Annotated in this window: 3 protein-coding genes; 1 reads left to right on the top strand and 2 read right to left on the bottom strand. The window is 39.0% G+C overall.

The features are described from left to right. Window positions 1-196: hypothetical protein (locus tag WDZ40_00385; GenBank protein ID MEX0877305.1), on the top strand; the 196-nt coding region annotated here is incomplete at its 5' end. Between the two features lie 105 nt (window positions 197-301). Here WDZ40_00385 and WDZ40_00380 read toward each other — a convergent pair. Both WDZ40_00380 and WDZ40_00375 read right to left on the bottom strand, forming a co-directional pair. Next, window positions 302-829 carry a hypothetical protein gene (locus WDZ40_00380; protein MEX0877304.1) on the bottom strand — a complete coding sequence of 176 codons (528 nt, stop codon included), beginning with the start codon at window positions 827-829 and terminating at the stop codon, window positions 302-304. A gap of 578 nt (window positions 830-1,407) precedes the next feature. Then, window positions 1,408-3,101, bottom strand: a 1,694-nt coding sequence (locus WDZ40_00375) for a M13 family metallopeptidase (GenBank protein MEX0877303.1), incomplete at its 5' end; no start/stop codon positions are given.

Below are 3,101 nucleotides of genomic sequence, written 5' to 3'. Positions count from 1 at the left end.
GGTATGTGGGAAAGATTCACAGATGGAAGGAAAAAGGAAACTTCTGCGTGGTCACTACAACCCAACTACTAAAAAAAGGAAATATGCAAACCTTCAATGGTTACGACTTGATAGTGGCTCAAGAGTTAAAGTTTGCACGCGTTGCAAAAAAACCGCTGTCAAAAAACCGAATATACTGAAAGAATTACAGAAATAGTTCTGTAATTCTTTAAACGAACTGACAGAAAAAATAAACACGACAGACGTCCTCCTTCGTGTAAAGCTACGAAGGGATAAACCTGTCGTGTTTATTTTTTTGTATTTACTTAAGCAAAAAACTAAGATGTTCATTTAGTTTGTTTTTTGGAAATATATGCGCGGGCTTTATTTCTACTAGGTTAAGTTTCATTTTTTTGGCCAACCTTCTTTTTTCCTGAACAAGCTCTGTATACCTTTTATGTTCATTTTCCAAACCAAAAAATTCTATAAAATATTTACCTATTACAAAATCGCAAGTTAATTTGTTATTTTGCGGATACGGAATACTGCGTTTATGTTTGACATTATTGCTTGTAAGCCAATCATCTATTATTTTTTCAGATAAAGAGTCGCATTCATGACCGTCGCGCGCAATATGCCTTTCAGCAAACATGGCGGGATTAGGAGAAAAACCTGCTGCCTCTATGGCTTTATTCCAGCTGCCAAACCTTTCGCGTGCCGCCTTGGTGTGTTGAAACTCTTTTTTTACAGGTATTCTGTTATTTTTAGTATAAAAAGCTTTAATTTGTTTTATGATTTTCTCCTCGCTAATGAACTGCGCTTTATTTTTGCACTTAACAGAACAAAACACGCCTTTGCGAGAAAAGGGCTTATTACAGATTTTGCAAAAATTATTTATAATTTTCTTTTTCCGCTTAGGCGCTCTGGAATTATTTACGATTGCAGAACAAGAACGAGAACAATAACTACTACTAACTCTTTGAATTTCCTTATTGCTTCTCCAAAAAGCAGTTTTACAAACAGGATTTGAGCATTTTATATATTTTTGTTTTCTTGAATTTTGCGCCCGACACTCTGTTGAACAATAAACGGCCCAGCCAAATTTTTTAGCTTCGTTAACCCTGCTTTTAGTCCTCAAAACCGTTCTACTACAATATGCACACTTTAATTGTACCTGTTGCATTTGTGTTTGTCGGGCTGCCGGAGCTTGAATCCGGTTCCTACGTACCCCATACGCAGATAATACCCATATACTACAGCCCGAAAATTAATATTAACTTACCATCAATATATAAATTATACCATATCCCTAACCTGTAAAACAGCTTCGAGTCCCGGCACCCCGACATAATATAAATACATACGCCAACCGGTTGGCGTATTTATTTTTTACATTAAAAAGGCCCCGTTCTAACGGGGCCTTTGAAGTTACCAAATTTCTACTCTGTCTTCAGGAGGAATATACATACCATCTCCTTCTTCTAAGCCGAAGGCATCATAAAACTCCGGCGCATTTGCGAGTGTTCCTAAAATCCTAAAACGAGCCGGGGAATGAGTATCTGTTGCAACCAACTTCTTTATATATTCTTCGCGCGCCTTAGAACGCCAAACTTGAGCAAATCCAAGAAAAAATCTCTGTTTATAGGTAAACCCGCTAAGTTTCGGGGGTTCGGGCTTATCCTTAAGAGAGCGTATATACGCCTCGTAGGCTATGTTCAACCCTCCAAGATCTGCAATGTTTTCGCCTTGGGTTAAAGTTCCGTTAACAAACAGTCCGTCCAACACCTCATAACCATTAAATTGATTAATAATCTTTTGACACCTGGCATCAAACTCTTTTCTATCTTTTTGTGTCCACCAATTTTTAAAATTTCCATCTTTATCAAACTGAGAACCTTTATCATCAAAACCATGAGTAATTTCATGTCCTATAACAACGCCAATGCCACCGTAATTTACAGCATCATCGGCATTAGGGTCAAAGAAAGGCGGTTGCAATATGCCGGCAGGGAAAACAATCTCTGTATGTAAGGGGTGAAAATAAGCATTAACAGTAGACGGCGTCATATGCCACTCTGTGCGATCGGTCGGCTTTCCTACCTTGGAAAGATTGTCCTGTACATGAAATTTTGTCGCGCGCAAGCAATTTAAAACATAGGAATCTTTTTTTACCTCAAGAGCGCTGTAATCTTTCCACTTATCAGGATAGCCAAGCTTTCTTGAAAAAGCGTCTAATTTTTCTGCGGCTCTTTTTTTGGTTTCCGCTGTCATCCAGTCAAGCTCTTTTATTCTGTGACGGAGAGCTACAGTTAGGTTATCCACAAGCTCATTTATCTTCTCTTTGGCTTCGGGTGGGAAATATTTTTTTACATATTCCTCACCCAAAGCTTCGCCAAGCAGTGAGTTTAAAATAGAGGCGCACCTTTCCCATCTGGGTTTAAGGGCTTCATTGCCATTCATTGTTTTTTCCCAAAAATCAAAATCCTCCTGAACAAAATCATCACTTAGCAAATGCGCGGTACGCATTATGAGCCACCATTTAAGATACGTTTTTAAATCATCCAGTTTATTTCCGTTAAAAATCGCGCTCACTCTGCGCATAAAATCCAACTGGCTAACTAAGAATTTATCGGGTACTTTAAGTCCAATACTGTCAAAATACAGAGACCAGTCCACATTTGGGGCCAAATTGTCCAGATCTTTACTGTCCAGATAGTTGAGCTGGGGTTCAATGTTTCGCAACTCAACAGTAGTCCATGATTTTTGGGCAAGCCGTGTCTCAATAGCCATTACTGTATCTGCAGCATTTTTTGCAGCTGATTTATTATATCCCAGAAGCAGAAATATCTTTTCTACGTGTTTTGAGAATTTTTGCCGAATCTCTTTTTTATCATCGTCAAAATAATAGCCGCGCTCAGGTAGGCTAAGTCCGGACTGTCCAATGCCAAAAATCATAATTTCTGTATCGGAAAGGTCAGGGCTTGCCCCGTCTCCCCAAAAAACATCTACACCAAAGAGATGCAAATGCGCTACGGATTCCACTAAATCTTTTTTAGATCTTATAGAATCAATGAGCGCAAACTCTTGCGCCAAAGGCTCCGCACCCTCGCGATTAAGCTTGT

It is taken from the genome of Candidatus Spechtbacterales bacterium, assembly GCA_040879145.1.
Taxonomy (GTDB): domain Bacteria; phylum Patescibacteriota; class Minisyncoccia; order Spechtbacterales; family 2-12-FULL-38-22; genus JAWVZY01.
This window is presented reverse-complemented; position numbering and strand designations above follow the sequence as displayed.